Source organism: Psychrobacter sp. (genome assembly GCF_041554015.1).
GTDB lineage: Bacteria > Pseudomonadota > Gammaproteobacteria > Pseudomonadales > Moraxellaceae > Psychrobacter.
This window is the reverse complement of sequence record NZ_JBFFMS010000002.1, coordinates 31,927-52,139: the sequence shown is the minus strand read 5'-3', so window position 1 is coordinate 52,139 and position 20,213 is coordinate 31,927. Positions and strand designations below refer to the sequence as shown.

18 protein-coding genes are annotated in these 20,213 nt (G+C 43.6%); 12 read left to right on the top strand and 6 right to left on the bottom strand.

What is annotated here, in order from left to right; genetic code table 11:
- Positions 1–330 precede the first annotated feature (330 nt).
- The 3 genes from ABYU67_RS01210 to sstT all read left to right on the top strand — a co-directional run bounded on the left by ABYU67_RS01210 (position 331) and on the right by sstT (position 3,894).
- Positions 331–2,004 (top strand): leucyl aminopeptidase, encoded by a 1,674-nt coding sequence (locus ABYU67_RS01210; RefSeq protein WP_372843177.1) that lies wholly within the window; start codon positions 331–333, stop codon positions 2,002–2,004.
- 36 nt (positions 2,005–2,040) lie between these two features.
- Positions 2,041–2,496: a DNA polymerase III subunit chi gene (locus tag ABYU67_RS01205; RefSeq protein WP_372843176.1), complete on the top strand. Its 456-nt coding sequence runs from the start codon at positions 2,041–2,043 to the stop codon at positions 2,494–2,496.
- Between the two features lie 195 nt (positions 2,497–2,691).
- On the top strand, positions 2,692–3,894 hold the full coding sequence (gene sstT / locus ABYU67_RS01200; protein ID WP_372843175.1) for a serine/threonine transporter SstT: 1,203 nt from the start codon (positions 2,692–2,694) through the stop codon (positions 3,892–3,894).
- Positions 3,895–3,981: 87 nt separating this feature from the next.
- Here the strand turns inward: sstT and ABYU67_RS01195 are convergent, their stop codons facing one another.
- Together ABYU67_RS01195 and ABYU67_RS01190 are read right to left on the bottom strand one after the other, a co-directional pair.
- Complete coding sequence (locus ABYU67_RS01195; protein WP_372843174.1) at positions 3,982–4,305, bottom strand: chaperone modulator CbpM; 324 nt, start codon at positions 4,303–4,305, stop codon at positions 3,982–3,984.
- Positions 4,306–4,390: 85 nt separating this feature from the next.
- Positions 4,391–5,401 carry a DnaJ C-terminal domain-containing protein gene (locus ABYU67_RS01190; protein ID WP_372843173.1) on the bottom strand — a complete coding sequence of 337 codons (1,011 nt, stop codon included), beginning with the start codon at positions 5,399–5,401 and terminating at the stop codon, positions 4,391–4,393.
- 541 nt (positions 5,402–5,942) lie between these two features.
- On the opposite strand from ABYU67_RS01190, the gene ABYU67_RS01185 reads away from it, so the two are divergent.
- A complete protein-coding gene (locus ABYU67_RS01185) occupies positions 5,943–6,305 on the top strand; it encodes a septal ring lytic transglycosylase RlpA family protein (protein ID WP_372843172.1) in 363 nt (120 codons plus the stop codon).
- Positions 6,306–6,407: 102 nt separating this feature from the next.
- Here the strand turns inward: ABYU67_RS01185 and ABYU67_RS01180 are convergent, their stop codons facing one another.
- Positions 6,408–8,414, bottom strand: coding sequence for an ABC-F family ATP-binding cassette domain-containing protein (locus tag ABYU67_RS01180; protein ID WP_372843171.1), 2,007 nt, complete (start codon positions 8,412–8,414; stop codon positions 6,408–6,410).
- A 504-nt stretch (positions 8,415–8,918) separates the two neighbouring features.
- Between ABYU67_RS01180 and erpA the strand changes: the two genes are divergently transcribed.
- From erpA to ABYU67_RS01140, 8 genes are all read left to right on the top strand, one after another.
- Positions 8,919–9,299, top strand: coding sequence for an iron-sulfur cluster insertion protein ErpA (gene erpA, locus ABYU67_RS01175; RefSeq protein WP_372843170.1), 381 nt, complete (start codon positions 8,919–8,921; stop codon positions 9,297–9,299).
- Positions 9,300–9,698: 399 nt separating this feature from the next.
- Complete coding sequence (gene gshA / locus ABYU67_RS01170; RefSeq protein WP_372843169.1) at positions 9,699–11,273, top strand: glutamate--cysteine ligase; 1,575 nt, start codon at positions 9,699–9,701, stop codon at positions 11,271–11,273.
- 64 nt (positions 11,274–11,337) lie between these two features.
- Positions 11,338–11,868 (top strand): disulfide bond formation protein B, encoded by a 531-nt coding sequence (locus ABYU67_RS01165; RefSeq protein WP_372843168.1) that lies wholly within the window; start codon positions 11,338–11,340, stop codon positions 11,866–11,868.
- A 194-nt stretch (positions 11,869–12,062) separates the two neighbouring features.
- Entirely contained in the window at positions 12,063–12,686 is a 624-nt protein-coding gene (locus tag ABYU67_RS01160) for a copper resistance protein NlpE N-terminal domain-containing protein (RefSeq protein WP_372843167.1), read from the top strand.
- Positions 12,687–13,005: 319 nt separating this feature from the next.
- Complete coding sequence (locus ABYU67_RS01155; RefSeq protein WP_372843166.1) at positions 13,006–14,547, top strand: Mur ligase domain-containing protein; 1,542 nt, start codon at positions 13,006–13,008, stop codon at positions 14,545–14,547.
- A 378-nt stretch (positions 14,548–14,925) separates the two neighbouring features.
- Positions 14,926–15,180, top strand: coding sequence for a GlsB/YeaQ/YmgE family stress response membrane protein (locus ABYU67_RS01150; protein ID WP_055125583.1), 255 nt, complete (start codon positions 14,926–14,928; stop codon positions 15,178–15,180).
- A 291-nt stretch (positions 15,181–15,471) separates the two neighbouring features.
- Complete coding sequence (def, locus tag ABYU67_RS01145) at positions 15,472–16,026, top strand: peptide deformylase (RefSeq protein ID WP_372843165.1); 555 nt, start codon at positions 15,472–15,474, stop codon at positions 16,024–16,026.
- Positions 16,027–16,214: 188 nt separating this feature from the next.
- Entirely contained in the window at positions 16,215–17,390 is a 1,176-nt protein-coding gene (locus ABYU67_RS01140; RefSeq protein WP_372843284.1) for a type III PLP-dependent enzyme, read from the top strand.
- A 95-nt stretch (positions 17,391–17,485) separates the two neighbouring features.
- Here ABYU67_RS01140 and ABYU67_RS01135 read toward each other — a convergent pair whose 3' ends face one another.
- The 3 genes from ABYU67_RS01135 to dnaJ form a co-directional block, all read right to left on the bottom strand.
- Positions 17,486–17,695, bottom strand: coding sequence for a hypothetical protein (locus tag ABYU67_RS01135; RefSeq protein ID WP_372843164.1), 210 nt, complete (start codon positions 17,693–17,695; stop codon positions 17,486–17,488).
- A gap of 17 nt (positions 17,696–17,712) precedes the next feature.
- Positions 17,713–18,561, bottom strand: coding sequence for a 4-hydroxy-tetrahydrodipicolinate reductase (gene dapB / locus ABYU67_RS01130; RefSeq protein ID WP_372843162.1), 849 nt, complete (start codon positions 18,559–18,561; stop codon positions 17,713–17,715).
- Positions 18,562–18,728: 167 nt separating this feature from the next.
- On the bottom strand, positions 18,729–19,862 hold the full coding sequence (gene dnaJ, locus ABYU67_RS01125) for a molecular chaperone DnaJ (RefSeq protein WP_372843160.1): 1,134 nt from the start codon (positions 19,860–19,862) through the stop codon (positions 18,729–18,731).
- Positions 19,863–20,213: the final 351 nt, after the last annotated feature.

The following is a 20,213-nucleotide window of genomic DNA, read 5'->3' as shown; positions in this document are numbered from 1 at the left end:
GAGTCAGTAAAAGTTGACTGTATAAAGACAAAATCAAGATAAAAAGACTGACATAAATCCCCCTGTCAATCCTATATAAAACGTAATAAAGACCGAGCGCGCTTAGGCAACAAGCCGTGTTTACTATAACCGATAATGCTAGCATATTTTGGTAAAAAATGACGGTGAAATGTGTTTGAAAACATTACCTATACCTTGCTCACTGCTCAGGTGTCAAACGATATGCTACACTACTGCCACAGCTCTAATAACACGATAAGCTCACTGATTTAGCAGGATAAACTGTTTTGACAGACCCTGTATTGTCATCATTCTAATAAGGATAATTATATGAATATTCAATTAACGCAGCGCTTACCAAAGACCCATACACAAAAAATCCTCAAAAAAGAAGCCAAAAGTAAAGACGCAGCCTGTCTTGTCGTTTTAGTCGACGATAAGAAAAACATCTTAGCTGAGTCGGTATTGAACGATTATCAAACCCGTATCGAGCAATTGATTGAGGTCTCTCACTTTAACGGTAAAGCATGCGAAACCGTCGCTGACTATGCATTGGCTGGTGATAAAAAAACCACCAAAGAAAATCCCGTACAGCTATTATTAGTCGGTGTGGGCAATCTTGATAAATTGCGCCCTAGTGTCCTAGAAAAAATTGCCAATACCATTTATAAGAGCACTCAAAAACGTGTCGACTCTATTACTGTGGCATTAGGGGATAGCTTAGAAGAGCCTCAGTTTGGTCAATTTGCCTTAAGTCTACTGGCAGCAAGCTATCGTTTTGATAAATACAAATCTGAGCAGCAAACGCCCGTTTTAACCGATATCTACTTACTGGCAGAGCCAGCTTTAGCAGGTTCGTTAGACTTTGCACAAGCCGTCTTTAGCGGTCAAAGCTTGACCCGTGACGTCGCCAATGAACCGGGTAATATCTGTTTCCCAGCGTATATGGCCGAGCAAGCACAGCAATTGGCAGCCACCTATCCTGACCTATTAAAAGTCACCGTATTGGGTGAAAAAGAGATGTCAGCATTGGGTATGAACTGCTTTTTATCGGTGGCACAAGGTTCTACTAAAGAAGGTAAGCTGGTGCTCATGGAATACCGTGGTCAGTCTAATTTTAATGTGTTGGCAGATACAAGCAAAGCTACTACCAACAGCGCAAAAGTAGCTGGCGGTCTAAAAGCATTGGCTGATAAACTGCCAACTAAAGCTGCTAGTAAAAAAGCTGCTAAAAATTCTGACCCAAATAACGAAGACAATGCCCAAAGTACAAACAATGATGCACCTATCGTACTGGTCGGAAAAGGCGTCACCTTTGATTCAGGTGGTATTTCAATCAAGCCGGGTGCGGCGATGGATGAGATGAAATTTGATATGGGCGGCTCCGCTGCGGTCCTTGGTACCCTAAAAGCATTATGTGAGGCGCGCCTGCCGATCAATGTTGTTGGTGCGCTGGCTTGTGCTGAAAATATGCCATCAGGTGAGGCGACGCGTCCTGGTGATATCATCAGAGCCATGAACGGTAAGTCGGTTGAAATCCTAAATACCGACGCTGAGGGTCGTTTAGTCTTGTGCGATACCTTATGCTACGTACAAAAGTATTATCAGCCAAAAGCCATCATCGATGTTGCAACCTTGACCGGTGCTTGTGTGGTTGCATTGGGTCACGTGCGTTCAGCGGTCTTTAGTAATGACGAAGACGTGTTATTTGAATTAGAAAACGCCAGTCATTTATCAGGTGATCTTATCTGGCATATGCCAATGGATGACGAGTATCAAACGCAGATCGACTCACCTATCGCTGATATTCAAAATATTGGTGGTAAAGGCGCTGGCGCTGTGACTGCCGCCTGTTTCTTGTCGCGCTTTATAGAAGAAGGTCAAGCATGGGCGCATTTAGACATCGCTGGTACAGCATGGATTTCAGGTCAAGATAAAGCTGCAACGGGTCGTCCCGTGCCATTATTTATGCAATACTTAAAAAACAGTGCAAATATGGCATAATCCATTGATGAAAGACCAATCTATGAAAATGAGTTTATGAAAATTAGTTTTTATGTGTTAAGTGAGAATAAAGCCCAAGATATCTTGGGCTTTGTTTGTCAGCTGACCCAAACTGCCCTTAATAAAAGCAAGCAGTCATTGTTGATTCTTATCGACGATAATGAGCTGTTAACGACGCTCGATACAGCATTATGGGAGCAAGAGCCTACCAGCTTTATCCCCCATCAATGTTTATCGGACGCTAATACTGATATCCAGCATAAAGTACTCGCACCTGTGCTTCTTAGCAGTTATATGCCTGCCAATTTTAAAGGCATGGTGCTTAATACCACTATCCGTCCGGTCAATACTTTTATGGCAGCCACTCTTAACGCGCAACCGACTCGCGTCCTTGAGCTGATAAAACCGGACGTCAGCAGTGTGCGAGAAGGTCGTCATAAATATAAAAGCTATCAAAAGCTTGGCTATGAGCTGACTCATTTTAACGTCTAAGCCACCTCTCCTGCTTGTCTGTTACGATACAATCATTCTGTTTTTCACATATAACGCCTTTTCTCTTGCCCAAACATCTCGAACCGATGCGGGTGAAAGGTAGGCGCTTATCCTAAAAAAATGCTACCATCCTCCGATTATTTTTCTGTTTTCGCTATAAATAGCTTATTTATTGACAAAGTTGAGGGTGTATACATGCGTTCATTGATTGCGATGTACCAGCGTATAGGACTGGTACCACTTATTATTATCGGTTTAGTATTAGGGGTATTAATAGGTTGGTTGGCACCAAACGTTGGTATTGCGCTAGGGTTACTCGGTACTTTATTTGTGGGGGCACTAAAAGCCGTTGCACCGATACTGGTATTTGTTTTGGTCATGGCAGCGATTAGTCAACATCGTAGCGGCAACGAGGTCTATGTCAAGCCTGTGCTGATCATGTATATGTTTGGCACCTTTTTAGCCGCGCTGACGGCTGTGGGCGCAAGCTTTTTATTTCCAACCGAGCTGGTCTTAGTCAATGCGGTCATTGAGCAAGTACCACCAGCAAATTTACAAGAAGTGCTGACCAATTTATTGATGAACTTGGTTGCTAACCCTGTACAAGCTATCGCTGACGCCAACTATATTGGTATTTTGGCATGGGCAATCATCATTGGTTTTGCTCTACGTCAAGCCAGCGATACGGCGCGTACCGTGGTCAGTGATTTTTCCGATGCCATCTCACAAGTGGTAAAATGGGTTATTGCCTTAGCGCCTTTCGGTATCTTGGGTTTGGTTGCCAATACCATCGCTGAAACAGGCTTTGAAGCCTTAGCTGGCTATGCCCGCATCTTGATGGTACTGGTCGGTTGTATGCTCTTTATCGCGCTGGTGGTTAATCCGCTTATTATTTTAGTGAAGACAGGAAAGAACCCGTATCCGCTTGTGTTTATCTGCTTACGTGAGTCTGGTATCACTGCCTTCTTTACCCGCTCATCAGCGGCAAACATCCCCGTTAACATGAACCTTGCCCGTAAACTGGGTCTCCATGAAGACACCTATTCAGTGACCATTCCACTGGGTGCTACCATCAATATGGCAGGTGCTGCAATCACCATTAACGTCCTAACGCTTGCAGCGGCGCATACTCTGGGCATTGAAGTTACCTTTGCCTCAGCGCTACTATTAAGCTTGGTTGCAACGATTAGTGCTTGCGGTGCCTCTGGTGTTGCTGGTGGTTCATTGCTACTCATTCCATTAGCAGCTAGCCTGTTTAGTATTCCAAATGACATTGCGATGCAAGTGGTTGCCATAGGTTTTATTATCGGTGTGATACAAGACTCGGCAGAAACGGCGCTAAACTCATCAACAGACGTCCTATTTACCGCGGCTGCGGATCCCAAATACGCCCGTTAATTGGCGATAACATCGTATGGTTAACTGCTAAAGAGCCCAATTACTGATTGGGCTCTTTTTTATGTCGACTGCTTAGATTTTATTGAACTATTTTGAAGGATCAATCGTGACTTCAATAACGGGCGCTTGCATATCAAACTGGCGTTTTATTTGGCGCAGTTGCTCGATTTCATCCAACAATTCAAGTATCAAACCAATAGCAGGTACGCTAGCTTCAAAGTCGCGGCTCAAACGTGACGCCCGGCGCACAGTGGTCAGCTGATAGCCGGTAAACTGTTCGCGCTCTGGTACATCATATTCGATGATGTTTTCTTCAATCAGCTCAATCACCCACTGGCGCTCTTGACCACAGGCAGATATCAGCTCATCTAAGCTCATGATAATGTCATTAAATTCAGGCGAGTGTTTCATAGCGATCATCCTCGTTTTTCTTTATTTTATCGTTATCGTCTATATCTCTATTAGGGTGTTGAAAATTTTTGATAAAGCGCTTTATTTATCGTTCTATCGTGGTGTTAGCAAAGGCTTGTTTTAGGGCTTCATAAGCATCGGTTGCCGCTTCACTATTGATATCTGGATTGACAATATTTAAGGTTAAGTATAAATCGCCTGCTTGTTTAGCAGGGATGCCTTTACCTTTTAGTCGTAAATGACTGCCCGATTTGGTGTTTTTAGGTATCGTCACACCCAAGGTACCCGCAGGCGTGCTGACATGTATTTTTTCACCCAACGCCGCCTCCCATGGGCTGATATTTACAGTTTGATAAACGTCAGCGCCTTCGATACGGATATTAGCGGCATGACTGATTTTAACCTTTAAAAATAAATCGCCGTTTTTACCACTCCCGATACCAGCAGCCCCTTGACCTGCCAAGCGAATTTGCTTGCCATCGGTGATACCTTTTGGGATTTTTATCTTAAGGGTTTTATTCTCATAATCCACACTGCCATTCGGCTTGCGGACAGGTACATTCAACTTAATACTGTAGTCATCGCCCTGATAAACAGATGCCAAATCAACGGTAATCTCGGCATGTTGGTCTTGACCCTTACTATCTTGGGTACCAAAGCCGCCATATTGCGACTGACCACCAGCCGATCCACTACCTTGACCGCGTGCACCACGCCCAAATGCTGAAAAAATATCATCAAAGCGAAAACCGCCATCGCCGTAGGCTTCGCCTTCACCAAACTGATCTTTGATATCTTCCCAGCGAAAGCCGCCTTGCCCGCCACCAGCTGATTGACCATCAAAACCGCCGAAGCCACCAGCACCGCCTTGCCCAGCAAAGGGGTTATCTAACATCGCATCATATTCAGCACGCTTGTCCTTGTCTCTAATGGTCTCGTAGGCATTATTAATCTCGGCAATCTTACTATCGGCATCTGGATCGTCGCTGACATCCGGATGATATTGACGGACAAGCTTGCGGTATCTTTTTTTTATATCGGCGTCTGAGGCGTTTTTTTTGACCCCTAAAATATCATAGTAGTTTTTATCTGCCATCTTGTGTTCCTCAAAATAAGACCTGTCAATAATAATGGACTGCCAAGTGTAAACATTCAACCATAAAACCAAGGCTTGATCTAACAGGTTATGAACTTAGCCTAATAACCATAATAGCGCTAATAAAACCAAATACCGTTATAAAAATATTACCAGTGAAGGCAATCCTATTTAACCATGCTGACACTGACTAATATCAATCTTAATGACTGATGTCTTGCAGCCACTCGCATACCAAGCAAAATCCTTTCGATAAAACCATATTTAATCTCATGGCATCTTATTTTTGACGCTATCTATAAGCCTAAAATCGATATAACTGCTATTCATCATCACCTTTGTATAAATATAGTAAAATATGCATATATAAGCTAACTGCTTGTTAAAAAACAAATTTTGACCTTAATAGTTCTTTTACAGAGCTGTAATAATAGGACAAGTTACTTCTTGTAAGATATTTTCTATTATTTGTACTCACAGGGAGTATGGATAACCTAGGCAAGAATATCTGTCTACTTCATCAATAGAACACAGGTTTTAAATGTCTTATTTAATCAAGTCTTTAGTCATCACTTTATCTCTACTATTAAGCGCCACCGCTTTTGCTGGTAATACTAGCTACTACGGTAGTAAGTTCCATGGTAAGCGTACAGCAAGCGGGAGTATCTTTAATATGAACTCTTTGACCGCTGCACATAGAACGCTGCCGTTTGGTACAAAGGTACAAGTGACCAACAAAAAGACAAAGCAGAGCGTGATTGTAAAAATCACCGATAGAGGACCTTTTATAAGAGGTCGCATTCTTGATTTATCAAAAGCCGCTGCTGGTCAAATAAACTGTCAGCTTTGTACCACTACGATGAAAATCCTATCTTATGGCGATGGTCGCTATCGTAGGGAATAAGGCAATAAAGTAAAAAAAAGGGAAGGCGTAAGCCTTCCCTTTTTTAATGACTGAATTTTATCATTCGGTTTCGATTACAAACCAAGCAATACCTTTATGGTGTTAGCCGATGCTGGCTTCCATTTCTTCTAAGGTGGTCATTGCCAATAGCAGCTTTTCTTCATGTTGACTATGCTGCTGCTGTAGCGTGGTCTGCTCATTTAATAATGTCATCAAATCAGCTTTACGGCTGTCCTCATAAAGATCGGTATCGGCAAGCTTGTCTTCTAAAACCAGTAGCTTCTCAGCAATGGTCGCTAAAGTCTTTTCTGTCGTTTCAATCTCGCGGCGAATAGGCGCGGTTAATTTGCGTTGTTCAGCCGCCAGCTTACGCTGCGCATCTTTACTAAGCGCAGGTTGAGACTCGTTATTGCCCACTTGCTTATTAACTTGACCCTTAGCTGTTTCACGTGAAACAAACTGTTTACTCTCTTTTTTGCTTTTCTTTTTAGTGGTGTTTTTATCTTGCGAATTTTCTTGCTTACGCTTTTCAGCAAGCCATTTACCATAGTCGCTGATATCGCCATCGAACTCATCGATTTGACCATCATGTACCAAAAATAGCTCGTCACAGACATTAGCAATCAGTTCACGGTCATGCGAGACCAGTACCACAGCCCCTTCAAAACCTTGCAAAGCAATGGTCAGTGCTTGACGCATTTGTAGGTCTAAATGGTTGGTTGGCTCATCGAGTACCAGCACGTTTGGACGTTGCCAAACAATCAACGCTAACGTTAAGCGCGCACGCTCACCACCTGAGAATAACTCACTGATGGTATCGATACGGTCGCCACGAAAATCAAAGCTACCCAAAAATGAGCGTAGGATCGCATCAGAGGTTTTGCCTGCTAAGCGGCGCAGCATCTCGATCGGGGTCGCCTTTGGATCAAGGATATCCATTTGATGCTGATTAAAATAGCCAAGCTTTAGGGTATCTGAGACATTATAACTGCCCTTTAATACACCAAGCTCACCGACCAAGGCTTTAATCAAGGTCGACTTACCCGCGCCATTCATTCCAAGCAGACCAATACGAGTATCAGGAGTGACTTGCACATTGGCATTATAAAGTAGCGGCGTGTCGCTATAGCCAATATCAGCATCGGTCAGCTCAATTAACGGCGAGCTCATATTAGCCGGCTCATAAAAGCGGAACGAGAACGGATTGTCCGCCATCATTGGTGACAGCTCCGCCATACGCTCAAGCTGCTTGATACGGCTCTGTGCTTGTTTTGCCTTACTGGCCTTTGCGCGAAAACGACGGATAAAATCATCCAAATGTGCTTTAGTCGCTTCTTGCTTCTCAAACGCTTGCTGCTGCTGCGCCATACGCTCGTGACGGGTACGAATAAACTGTTGGTAGTTACCGGTATAAAGGGTGATTTTTTGCTGCTCAACGTGCAAGATGTGCCCAACGGTGTTATCTAAAAACGTTTGATCATGCGAGATGACGATGACCAGACCAGTAAAGGCATTAATCCACGTCTCAAGCCACAAGATAGCATCCAAATCCAAATGGTTGGTTGGCTCATCGAGTAGCATCAAGTCTGCGCGGCTCATCAAGGTCTTAGCAAGGTTTAAGCGCATGCGCCAGCCGCCCGAAAACCCTTCTACTGGCAGCTCATGCTGGCTAGTATTAAAACCCAGACCCGCCATGATTTGCGCCGCTTTGGTCGGCGTACGGTAGCCATCGATTTCATCAAACTGCTGATGTAGTACGCCAATCTGCTCATCACTGACGCTGCTTAAGTCATTTAGTGACGCATTGATCTCATACCACTGCTCATCACCACTTAACACATAATCAATCGCCGTCTGCTTACTCGCGCCAACTTCCTGCGCCATGTGCGCTACGTGCCAGCTATCGGGGATACTCACCTCACCCCTATCAAGCGTCACTTCGGTGTCACCGGTACCCATTTGGGTCAACAATAAGGCAAATAAGGTCGATTTTCCGGTTCCGTTATTGCCCGTTAAGCCAACTTTATGGCCCGGATGTAGCTGGAAGCTTGCCCCTGCAAACAACTCTCGACCATCACGGCGAACACCAACGTCTTTAAATTCGATCATATAATTTCTTCATCTCAGCGGTAATATAAAACTTAAGGCAATAGGAAAAACACTTATCTGGCGTGTTTACTGGCGGCTATTATTTCAAACGCCTAACCGATAGGCAAACAATTAAATAAGTATTTTAAATTCAACCCTTTATACTGCTACCAATTCCCTTATATTAACAAACAACAAAGGGCATAGATAACTACGTTATAATAGCAAACGTCATTGTCACTCTTGACAAATCAAACATTAGCCCAACTATGTTATACTAGTAAAACACTATTGACATCAGGCAGTTAAGTGCTGATATTCTCAGTTTGATTCTAGTGACTAAGCTGCCTATATCGCAGTAGTTGCCCAATATCAGCGCTATCTTGACTATAGAATAATGCCGTTACTTGTTAGTTATCCATAGCCGCTGCTAAAAGCTACTGGCAAGTCATCTTAGCCTGTATCAATAGACGACCTCGCATACGTAAAAAATAATAACATCTGATTTTAGCAATTGAGGTAGATATGAACCAACCAGCCAACCAATTTAATCCAAGCTCAAGCCAGCCTGTCGATCCAACTGTATTGAACCTGACTGACAGTGCGGCACAAAAAGTACGCCGTCTGCGTGAAGAAGAAGGTGATAGTAATCTGATGCTGCGCGTCTATGTGACCGGCGGCGGCTGCTCAGGCTTCTCTTATGGCTTTAATTTCGCCAATGAGCTCAATGAAGATGATGCCAACTTTGACAATGATGATGTGACCCTAGTTGTTGATTCATTAAGCTATCAATATCTGCAAGGCTCTACCGTTGACTATACCGAGGGCTTGGAAGGGGCGCGCTTTATCGTGACCAACCCCAATGCCACCACCACATGTGGCTGCGGCTCGTCATTTTCAATCTAGATCCTCGCTTTGGTATATCTTAATATCCACTGATGAGACAAAAAACGCTTTGCTATGGCACTTACCTAATTGGTAGGTGCTTTTTATTTCAGATAGGTTCCCATAAAAATTTGGCTACAGTGGCTATTGATAAATATGGAATTGTCCTCCATAAAGACTTCCAAGAACAAAGAGCAAATGCTTTATTAAAGCTGCGATTCTCTTAAGATTGTATTGTTATGCTAGGGTGAGATAGCTTGTCAAGCAGAGCAAAACTTAGCTTTAGTAAAACTGACAGTATTTGTAATCGAGCGTGGTTTTTAGCCAGTCTTTGGGCTAAACTTAGACCACTATGCCTTTTTTTTCGATTAACATTGATGGTTTTTAATCCATAATAACCAATAACAACAGATGATCCTTATGAGTAATTTTGCGAGTAGCTTTGTCGATTTTGATATTCCAAACTGGTTTGCCAGCGAGCACTTATCAGGCATGCTACGTGGGATCGAAAAAGAGGGATTGCGCGTTACGCCTGATGGGTTTTTGGCACAAACGCCTCATCCTACCAAACTCGGCTCCAAGCTGACTCATCCCTATATCACAACCGACTATTCAGAAAGCTTACTTGAGCTGATCACCGACCCCAAGTCTTCTCCAAAAGAGACCTTAAACATGCTGCGCCAGCTGCATCTGTTGGTATATAAAGGCATGCCTGAAGATGAGCTGATGTGGCCGCTATCTATGCCTTGTATGCTGTCATCAAAGGATGAAGATATTCCGCTTGCAGACTACGGTAGCTCTAACACAGGTAAATTGAAGACTCTATACCGTAGTGGACTTGGCGTTCGTTATGGTCGCCGGATGCAGACGATTGCAGGTTTGCATTATAACTTGTCATTTGGTGATGAGTTGTTTGGCGCGTGGCAGGGGCAAACGCCTACTGCGCAATCTTTGACCCTAACAGAGTTTAAAAACGATAAATATCTCGGTCTGATCCGTAACTTTAAGCGTCTGACCAGCTTGGTGCTGTATTTATTGGGCGCAAGTCCTAGTGTCTGCCCTTGCTTTGTTTCAGGCATTGAGCACGATCTTGAGCTGTTCAATGATTCAACCTATTACAAACCGACTGCTACCAGTCTGCGTATGGGCAAACTTGGCTATACCAATAGCGTGCAAGAGCACCTTGATATCCGTTATAACAACTTACCAGAGTACGTCAAAGGGCTACGCCGAGCGATTCAAACCCCGCACGAAAGCTTTGAGAAACTGGGCTTAGACGATGAGAATGGCAATCCTATTCAAATCAATGATCATATCCTACAGATAGAAAATGAATACTACAGCCCTATTCGTCCTAAGCAAATAGCCATGAGTGGTGAGAGTCCAACCGAAGCGCTTGAGCGCCGTGGTATTGCTTACGTTGAGTTTCGTGCGATTGATTTAGACCCTTATAGTGATATCGGTATTCGCTTATCTAGTGCCTGCTTTTTAGAAGTGATGGCGCTTTATTGTCTGCTGAGTGACTCCCCTGAATTACTGCCTGAAGAAGAAGAGGCGCTTGCCATCAATCTTGAGCGCGTCGTTAATGAAGGTCGCCGTGAAAACCTACAAATCCTAAATAATGGGGCTGAGCAATCATTAGAGAGCTGGATGCTGATGCATTTAAACCGTATGCAGCCACTTGCCGCCTTACTTGATGCCCATCATGGCGGCAACGATTATCGTGCCGCCGTTGCCTTGATGCAAGGTAAAGCAGGTCACTCTGAGTCAACCATTTCAGCGCAAGTAAATTCTGACAGTAAGCGCTTGGGTAGTTTATGGCAGCTTGTCTTTACCTTAGCACAGCAGCACCGCGACTCGTTATTACAGCAAACCCTCAGTCCAAATACCCAAGCAAAATATGAGGTACTAGCGGAAAAGTCCATCTTACAACAAGCAGAGATGGAAGCAGCTGAAACAGAAGACTTTATGGATTTCTTGCAGCAATATCGTTAGGATTTTTTTACTGGCTGTTACTATTTTCGATGTTTAATCCATACCTTATAAGAGTATCTGCCCCATGCTACAGCTGACCACTTACCGCAATCTGCAAATATTTTTAGTCATAATGACCGCGATAGGCATGAGCTTTGCTCTATTTTTCTTACAGCGTTATATGGGTTTCTCACCGTGCCCGCTTTGTATTTTTCAGCGCATTGGGCTTATGATCATGGGCGGTTTTGCCCTCATCGCGGCGCTGCTGAATCCTAAGTCAATGGCGCTACGATTGATATTATGGCTAGGTAGCCTAGCAGGTATCGGTTGGGCTACCATAATTGCAGGGCGTCATGTTTGGCTACAGCATTTGCCAGCCGATCAAGTACCCTCCTGTGGACCGGGTTTGGATTACTGGATTGATACCTTACCTATGCAGCAGGTATTAAAAGAAGTATTTGCCGGTTCCGGTGAGTGCGCCTCTATTGAATGGACGTTTTTGGGCTTAAGCATCCCTGAACAATCTCTGATTTTATTTAGTATTCTTATACTGACCCATTTGCTAATCTTATGGCGTATCATACGCCCTATCACTGCTAAGCCTAGTGCTCGATAAACCACGAATGGCATACCCTTTATAGCTTTCCCCATCTTTATCACATAATTTAACGAAATCAAGCTCGCAACGCGGGCTTATTGTCGTTACTCTAGTCGTTTTCGCTCTATGTGGTTTTTACGCTGGTTTTAGAGCCAAAATAATGTCAGTTGTGATTAGCAAAATTGTTTAAAAATCTGCTCTGTGGTAATACTATGATAAATTTTTCGCCTGTATTTTCTGCTTTCTTGCTTAACAAACGTGGTCTACGTCTACTATTAGCCGTGCCGGTCTGTTTTGCTTTGGTGAGCTGTGACAGCGCTTCTTCTTCAACAAATAAAAATACCCAAGGTGCGCCGACTAACAGCCACCAAAGTAATACGTTAAATCATGATGAATCTGCCTTACCAGAGAATAATGCCAAAGCATCTGCTGATGAAGACAGCGATCAACAAGGATCGACACGCATTGCAGCAGCAAATTCAGATGATAGCTCAACACGTTCACCGATGATTTCAGCTGCAAATAGCGACAGCATGTTGCAAGCAACCTTAATGGGCGACTATGGTGGCGTCGTCCCCTGTGCGTCTTGCGGCAGTATTGATATCACGCTAAACTTATTCGCCGATGGTTCGGTATTAAAATCCAGTGTCTTTAATCAAACTGAAACGCCGCAGTCGCCTTTGGTAGAGTCTGGTGTCTATCGCCAAGACGATGACGTCATCACTATTGTTTATGAGAAAAAAAACATCGAGACTTATCAAATTCAAGGCAACCACTTGATTATGATGGATGAGTATAAAAACCCGAATGAAGACTACGCCTTAGCACGTCAATAAACGCATAAATAGTGATGAACAGTTATTAACAGTTATTAACAGTAATGCCATACAGCTTCTTTGAGTGAATGCTAAACCCAACCGTTTTATAATTTTGATAACGCCTATTTACTGGGCGTTTTTTATTGGTCAACGAACCATGATTACTTTACAATGAGCGCTTGCCTGCTGTACCACGATTATTGGCTCAGCATAAAAGAGTACTGACTTAAATAGCAATTTGCTAAGCGAGCTGTTAGCTCCGCCAAAATATAGCATTCTCTTTTATTGGCTCACATCAGATTTTCATCCCTCTTATTCAAGCTCGTACGGAACGTCTATGCATATTCATATTCTTGGTATTTGTGGTACTTTTATGGGCTCATTGGCTTTATTGGCACGCGAGCTTGGACATACGGTCACCGGCTCAGATGCCAATGTTTATCCGCCGATGTCCACCCAACTTGAAAACGCTGGCGTGACCATTGAGCAAGGCTATCTGGTAGAGCATTTGCAACCAGCACCAGATTTGGTCGTCGTTGGTAATGCCATGAAGCGCGGTATGGATGTCATCGAATATATGCTGGACACAGGTCTACGCTATACATCAGGACCACAGTTTTTATCTGAGCAGGTATTGCAGTCGCGCCATGTCATTGCCGTTGCCGGTACGCACGGTAAAACCACGACGACAACTATGCTTGCGTGGATACTACAGTATGCAGGTATCGATACTGGGTTTTTAATCGGTGGTGTGCCACTTGTCGATACCACGGATAAGCATCTACAGCAGGTTTTCGCTCATAGCAGTTATTTGGGTACTAACAAAATCGAGCACAATGATTCGGCAGCTACCGGCTATTTCGTTATTGAAGCAGATGAATACGATTCAGCGTTTTTTGATAAGCGTTCAAAGTTTGTCCATTACCGTCCGCGTACCGCTATCTTAAATAACCTTGAATTTGATCATGCAGATATTTTTGTCGATCTTGATGCGATTCAGACCCAATTTCATCATATGGTGCGCATGATTCCAAGCACAGGCAAAATTATTATGCCAACAGCGACCGCTAGCTTGGAGGAGACCTTAGTAAAAGGGGTTTGGACACCCGTTTGGCGGACCGCAGTACTGGGCTCAGCGACGCATACCAACCATGCAACAGATCATACCCATGCCATTGATAAGCACGCAAAAGATAAGCATTTAAAAGATAGCAGTGAGTGGCAAGCAGAACTTATCAGCGCCGATGGTGGTCAATTTGCTATTAGTTTTGTGGCTGATGCTGTTGATAAAGAAGCCACTGGCGTCGTCGATTGGTCGATGAGCGGTATTCACAATGTGAACAACGCCTTGGTTGCTGTCGCAGCAGCTTATAATGTCGGTGTCAGCGTGAAAACAGCTTGCGCCGCGCTATCAGCCTTTGCGGGTATTAAGCGTCGGATGGAGCTAATCGGCGATGTCAATGACATCTTAGTCTTTGATGATTTCGCCCATCATCCAACCGCCATTACCACGACGTTAGATGGTGCCAAGAAAAAACTGGCAGACAGACGGATTTGGGCGATTATTGAACCCCGTAGTAACACCATGAAAATGGGTATTCATCAGGACAGCTTGGCTGAGTCCGCTGCTCTCGCTGATCATACCCTATGGTATGAGCCGACAGGCCTTGAGTGGGGTTTAAAAGAAGTCATTGAAAATGCCAATAGCGCAAATCCTAACATGGGTGATCAACAAGTACTTTCTAGTGTCGATGCCATCATCGAGCACATCGATACGCAGGCAAAAGCAGGTGACGCCATTGTGATTATGTCAAATGGTGGTTTTGAAGGTATTCATCAACGCTTATTAACTGCGTTACGTAATAAAGCTACGCAATAAAGCCACTTAATAAAACTACGCAACAAATAATCTAGCTGGTCTAGATCTAGTTTTGAATAAGAGCGCTGCTTATTATAGATAAGCGGCGTTTTTTTATAATTAAGTTTTTTATTTAGGGTCACTTATCTGTAGTAAGGAGCGTTATTTGGCGGCGTTAATATTTAAAACACTGTAATAACTAAACGGCGTTTTCGACTTTACTACCTTTGTAACCTTTCATTTACCTATTCTCCCTGCATATTAGCAAATCTATGATTTTCCTCACACAGCTCATACACAGGTAACATTTTGCGCTTACCTTTACGCCTATGCAGTGATTACAATGAGCTTAACAAAATAAGTTAACTATTATAAATGATAATAAATTAGGAGAAGAACATGAGCTTTATTTGGATGATCATTGTGGGTCTGGTTGCAGGTTTATTGGCACGAGCTATTAAGCCAGGTAGTGACCCTATGGGCTGGATCATGACCATTGTATTGGGTATCGTTGGGGCGTTGTTGGGTGGTTTCTTAGCTGGTCTTATCGGTATCAATGCTGATGGTGGCTTTACGGGTCTAATATTCTCAGTAATTGGTGCAATCATCCTCCTATTTATCTATGAGATGATCATGAGTAAGCGTGGCGTATAACTTTGGCCTTTTGCTCAGATGTTTTGGTTGCAGAAAGTGTTTTTATTTACTTAAGAATTACTCAAAAGCGCTCCTACTGACGCATATGAGATTAACAATAAACTAGCTTAAATATCTAAAAAAGCCTTGTACATTACAAGGCTTTTTTATGCCTAAAATAAAAATGAGCGCCTGCTTTTTTTATAATAATAAAAAGCAATAATTGCTCGAAAGTATTGATAAGCATTACTTTTGTCCCCATTTAACTTATAATACCAACCCTATTTTATCGTTATCATTGAGGTGAGCGTTATGGCTTTACTCCCTATTTTAAATTACCCAGACCCGCGCCTGCGTTCCATTGCTACGCCTGTTAAGGAAGTGACTGCTGAAATCAAAACCTTAATCGCCGATATGATTGAGACGATGTATGATGCACAAGGGATCGGTCTAGCAGCGAGCCAAGTGGATCGCCACATTCAGCTTATCGTCATGGATTTATCTGAAGATAAAAATAGCCCTAGAGTTTTCATCAATCCAAAGGTGACACCACTGGTAGAAGAAAAACAGCCTTATGAAGAAGGGTGTTTGTCTGTACCTGAGGTCTATGATAGTGTGGAGCGTCCAAGCAAGGTGCGTATTGAAGCCTTAGATGAGAATGGTCAAAAGATTGATGAAGAAGTAGAAGGCTTACTTGCGGTATGCATCCAACATGAAATGGATCACTTAAATGGGGTCATATTCGTTGATTATTTATCACGTCTTAAGCAGACTCGTGCGCGCGATAAGGTGCGTAAAGTCGTTAAAATACGTGAAAAACAGAGCGAACAAATGGTAGATAAACAGCCACAGCCTACCCATTCTTAATCCACTCATCACTTAAGCTGCTTTTACGTTGTTTCATTGTTGCAACGTTTCAATGTCTCATTAGCATCAACACAAGGTTTTATGACCTATAAAATGCGTGATGACAATAATATGAGATGACACCAACATGATGCAAGCATTTACTCTTTAACACCGACTGTCTTTATTAAAGGTTCCCTACCATGACCATGATCAAAATTGACCAATATTTTGACCCTGCCGGCTGGCAGAAATTCACCCAAGCTGCTGAAGGTCGCGAGACACCATTTTTGGTCGTGGACCTAAACCGTATCAAGATCAAATATCATGAAATGGTCGGATTTTTTCCTAATGCAAAAATCCATTATGCCATGAAGGCCAGTCCTGCTGTTGAAGTGATTAACTTGCTTGCAGATCTTGGTTCAAACTTTGATTGTGCCTCTATTTATGAGCTTGACCGCGTGCTCGACTGCGGCGTTGAGCCATCACGTATCTCTTATGGTAATACCATCAAAAAAGCAGAGCATGTCAAATATGCCTTTGAAAAAGGGATTGATTTGTATGCGACCGACTCAGAGGCTGATTTAAAAAATATCGCCAAGCACGCCCCTGGCTCAAAGATTTTTGTACGTATTTTAGTACAAGGCTCAGAAACCGCCGAATGGCCGTTGTCTCGTAAGTTTGGTTGTCATCCCAATATGGCGATTGATCTTTTGATTCAAGCTCGCGACTTAGGTCTTGTGCCTTATGGCATCTCATTCCATGTCGGTAGTCAGCAAAAAGACGTCGCTGCTTGGGATGATGCGTTAGCCAAGGTTAAATATATGTTTGATTGGATGAAAAACGAAGAAGGTATCAAGCTACAAATGATCAATTTGGGCGGCGGCTTTCCAGCCAACTATATCAGTGAAGTGAACCCTATAAAAGTCTACGCTGAAGAGATTAATCGTTATTTGACAGACGATTATAGTGAAGAGGATATGCCTGAGATTATCCTTGAGCCAGGTCGTTCATTGGTTGGCGGCTCAGGTGTATTGGTCAGTGATGTGGTGCTTATCTCGCGTAAATCGGATACGGATTTGACGCGCTGGGTCTATACTGACGTGGGCTTATTCCAAGGCTTAATCGAGACATTAGGAGAGGCCATCAAATACCCTGTGTACACGCCTAAGATGGAAACCTCAACCAGCGAAGGCACTGTGGTACTGGCAGGTCCCACTTGCGATTCGACCGATATCATGTATGAAGAAGCGGGTTATCAGCTACCAGAAGAGCTTGAGATTGGTGATAAAATCTTTTGGCTGACCACGGGTGCCTATACGAACTCGTACTCGTCTATTGAATTCAATGGTTTTCCGCCGTTAGACGTCATTTACGTTGACTAATCTGCGATGAATCATGGTCAATAAAAACGCGCGATACTGCTCATCACCGTATCGCGATTTTTTATGCCATAGATAAATGCTAATCACTTATAAGGCTACTGCGCCATTATCCAAATTGGTATGTCCTGAATGCTATTCATGCCATGATTGCTACCATAACTTGAGCGTTGATTTTGATTACTTTGACTACTCTGAGAGACTTGTCCGACAGTCACCCATTGTCCACGTGGGATAATAATGGTTGTGTCTAATCGCTGAGCTTGAATAACATAATTACTGTTTTTTTGAAAATTAGCAGCTACCAAACCATAAGAAAAAAACCTTAGTCATTTAAACCCAATACATCCTGCATATTATATTGACCCGTTGGCTGCTCAATAACCCACGTTGCAGCACGTACGGCACCCGCAGCAAAGGTCATACGTGCGCGCGCACGATGCGTGATTTCAACCACTTCACCATCAGCAATAAACATCACAGTATGATCACCGATGATTTCACCGCCGCGAATAGCATGAATACCAATAGTACCTGCTTTACGCTCGCCCGTTTGTCCTTCACGTCCATAAACAGCCACGTCTTTTAGATTCTGTCCGCGCGCTTCTGCCACAGCTTCTGCCATCATATATGCAGTGCCTGATGGCGCATCGATTTTATGCTTATGATGCGCTTCGATGACTTCTACATCAGCATCCTCGCCAAAGGCTTTTGCTGCCATGCCGAGTAACTTTAATGACAGATTAACGCCTGTTGAGTAATTACCAGCATAGACAATCGCTATTTTCTCGCAGGCTTTTGCCAGTGCTTGCTCTTGCTGCTCATTAAAACCTGTCGTACCAATGACCATCGACACATTGTTTGCGGCGCAAATCTGCATGTTTTGCTCAGTAGCATCAGGCAAGCTAAAGTCAATCAGTACATCGATGTCATTAATAACAGCTTTTAAATCATCGACAATCTGTACATCTAAACGACCGATAGCGGCGACTTCACCAGCATCTGCGCCGATAAGACTTGAACCCTGACGCTCTATCGCCGCATTTAACATCGTTTGCGGATTGTCTTGTACTGCTTCTATGAGCATACGCCCCATACGACCACCAGCACCAATGACCCCGACTTTGGTAACTTGTTTATTTGTATTTTCTTGCGCTGTTATCTGTTGGCTCATATTTTTACCCTAAAAGCTCTATATTAGTAAGAAAGGTTTTGACTGTTATGAGGCTAAGTTTAGCAAATATCATTGACTGAATGGTTTTTTATAACGACAATAAAAAGGCCCATTGTTTCACGTGAAACAATGGGCCTTAAGATGACTCAAATGGTCGAGCTTAGCTATCAATCAAACAAATCGCCAATCTTTTTAAAGAAGGACTTCTTATGTGGCGACTGCTGATGTTTGCTATCGCCATCGAGCGTATCTTGGAACTGGCGTAACAGCTCTTTTTGCTCGCGCGTTAGATTCACTGGGGTTTCGATAACCACACGGCAAATCAAATCACCTTTCATGGTGGTGCGTACTGGCGTCACGCCTTTACCGCGCACACGTAGCAACTTACCACTTTGCGTGCCCTCTGCAACCTTGATTTTTACTTTACCATCTAGCGTTGGAATTTCGACTTCTTTACCCAGTGCTGCATCGGTGATGCTCACAGGTACATCCATATACAGATCCGCACCTTGACGGGTAAAGACATTGTGCGCTTTTACCCGTACTTCGACGTATAAGTCACCGTTTTGGACACCCGCACCGCCCGCTTCACCTTCGCCCGCGAGACGAACACGGTCACCATCATCGACGCCCGCTGGGATAGACACTTCAAGCGTACGTGATTTGTCTTTAACGCCATTACCGTGACAGTCAGAGCACGGATTTTTGATTTGTTTACCAGTGCCGCCGCAATGGGGGCAAGCCTGCTGTACAGCAAAGAAACCTTGCTGCATACGTACTTGTCCTTGCCCATGACAAGTCTGACAAGTCACGATGTCAGAGGCATTTTTTGCCCCTTTACCATCGCAGGTGTCGCACGGCGCAGGCGCTGTGAAACTGATTTCTTTTTTACAGCCACGTACCGCTTCTTCTAATGTAAGCTCAATCACGTAGCGCAAATCTGAACCACGGCGCGAACGCCCACCGCCGCCACGTGACTGACCGAAAATGTCGCCGAAATTACCGAAAATGTCGCCAAAAATATCTTGGAAGTTGCCGCTACCACCGCCGCCAAAACCACCACCGCCCATACCATTTTCAAAAGCAGCATGACCCATGCGATCATAAGCTGAGCGTTTTTCTTCGCTGCTTAATACTTCATAAGCCATCGACGCTTCTTTAAACTTCTCTTCGGCATCAGGGTCATCTGAGTTGCGATCAGGGTGATACTTCATGGCCAGCTTACGGTAAGCTCGCTTAATTTCTTTGCTTTCAGCGGTCTTGCTCACACCTAATACTTCATAAAAATCGCGCTTACTCATGGGCTCTCCTATCGTCTTTACAGTCCACCGACCGGTCGATTCAGTCGCTCTAGCGCATCCACCCCTCCATATATCTCACTATGACACGCAAAGGTTTCACATGAAACACTATAAATAGTGAGAGAAAAGAGATGATACTGCGATGAATATTTCAAGCGGATACGGCGGGATGCTGCTTAGCCAAATCAATTATTAAAAGTTTGCGCTATTTATGGAGATGCTGTAGTCATTTATCAAGCGCTTAAATGGGGAAAGTATCCACTATAGTGCGCCTAGCTATATAAAAAGGTTTTATTAAGGAATGAACAAAGGTTTTCATACCTTAAAAAGGCTCGTCCATGCTAATATTTA